This is a genomic window from Plasticicumulans acidivorans, assembly GCF_003182095.1.
GTDB classification, from domain to species: Bacteria; Pseudomonadota; Gammaproteobacteria; order Competibacterales; family Competibacteraceae; genus Plasticicumulans; species Plasticicumulans acidivorans.
This window is the reverse complement of the sequence record NZ_QGTJ01000025.1, coordinates 1-1634: the sequence shown is the minus strand read 5'-3', so window position 1 is coordinate 1634 and position 1634 is coordinate 1. Positions and strand designations below refer to the sequence as shown.

The 1634-nt window shown below is 68.2% G+C and carries 2 protein-coding genes; both read left to right on the top strand.

From position 1 onward, the window contains the following. A complete protein-coding gene (locus C7443_RS19710) occupies window positions 1–747 on the top strand; it encodes an electron transfer flavoprotein subunit beta/FixA family protein (protein WP_110020738.1) in 747 nt (248 codons plus the stop codon). A 3-nt stretch (window positions 748–750) separates the two neighbouring features. Further along, the coding region (locus tag C7443_RS19705) for an electron transfer flavoprotein subunit alpha/FixB family protein (protein ID WP_110020736.1) at window positions 751–1634 on the top strand (884 nt) is incomplete at its 3' end.

Genomic DNA, 1634 nt, shown 5'->3' with positions numbered 1-1634 from the left:
ATGAAAGTCCTGGTCGCCGTAAAGCGGGTGGTGGATTACAACGTCAAGGTGCGGGCGAAGGCCGACGGCACGGACGTGGACATCGCCAACGCGAAGATGTCGATGAACCCCTTCGATGAGATCGCCGTGGAAGAAGCGGTGCGCCTGCAGGAAGCGGGCAAGGCGAGCGAAGTCGTGGTGGTGTCGCTGGGCGTGAGCGCCTGCCAGGACACTATCCGCACGGCGCTGGCGATGGGCGCCGACCGCGGCGTGCTGGTGGAGACCAATACCGAGCTGCAGCCGCTGGCGGTGGCCAAGCTGCTCAAGGCCGTGGTCGACAAGGAACAGCCGCAGCTGATCATCCTCGGTAAGCAGGCGATCGACGACGACGCCAACCAGACCGGGCAGATGCTCGCCGCGCTGCTCGGCTGCGCGCAGGGCACGTTCGCCTCCAAGGTCGAGGTCGGTGACGGCACCGTCAGCGTCACCCGGGAAATCGACGGTGGCCTGGAGACTGTCGCGCTTACGCTGCCGGCGGTGGTCACCACCGACCTGCGCCTCAACGAGCCGCGCTACGTCAAGCTGCCCAACATCATGAAGGCCAAGAAAAAGCCGCTCGACGTGCTGAGCCCCGAAGCGCTCGGCGTCGACATCAGCCCGCGGCTGAAGACGCTCAAGGTCGAAGAGCCGCCCAAGCGCAGTGCCGGCATCAAGGTGGCCGACGCCGCCGAACTCGTCGCCAAGCTCAAGGCCGCCCAGGTGCTCTGAACCATGACCATCCTCGTCATCGCCGAACACGACAACGCCGCGCTGAAAAGCGCCACCCTCAACACCCTGAGCGCCGCCGCCGCCCTCGGCGACGTACACGTCCTGGTCGCCGGCAGCGGCTGCGGCGCCGTCGCCGAAGCCGTCGCCCAGGTCAGCGGCGTTGCCAAAGTCCTGCTCGCCGACGCCGCGCCCTACGCCCACGGCCTGGCCGAAAACCTCGCCCCGCTGGTCGTCGGTCTCGCCGGCGGCTACAGCCACGTGCTGGCCCCGGCCACCGCCTTCGGCAAGAACCTCGCCCCGCGCGTCGCCGCGCTGCTCGACGTCGCCCAGATCTCCGACATCATCCGCGTCGTCGATGCTGACACCTTCGTGCGCCCGATCTACGCCGGCAACGTCCTCGCCACCGTACAGTCGGCTGATGCCGTCAAAGTCATCACCGTGCGCGGCACCGGCTTCCCCGCCGCCGCCACGAGCGGCGGCAGCGCCGCCATCGAACGTCTCGACAGCGCCACCGACGCCGGCGTCTCCGAATTCAAGAGCGCCGAACTCACCAAGTCCGAACGCCCCGAACTGACCAGCGCCCGCATCATCGTCTCCGGCGGCCGCGGCATGGGCTCGGGCGAGAACTTCGGCATCCTCGAAACCCTCGCCGACCAGCTCGGTGCCGCCGTCGGCGCCTCGCGCGCCGCCGTCGACGCCGGCTTCGTGCCCAACGACTACCAGGTCGGACAGACCGGCAAGATCGTCGCCCCCGAGCTCTACATCGCCGTAGGCATCAGCGGCGCGATCCAGCACCTGGCGGGCATGAAGGACTCGAAGGTGATCGTGGCGGTCAACAAAGACGAAGAAGCGCCGATCTTCCAGGTGGCCGACTACGGCATCGTCGG

Coding starts and splice junctions, on each gene's coding strand:
- C7443_RS19710 (WP_110020738.1), top strand. CDS start 1: ATGAAAGTCCTGGTCGCCGTAAAGCGGGTGGTGGATTACAACGTCAAG.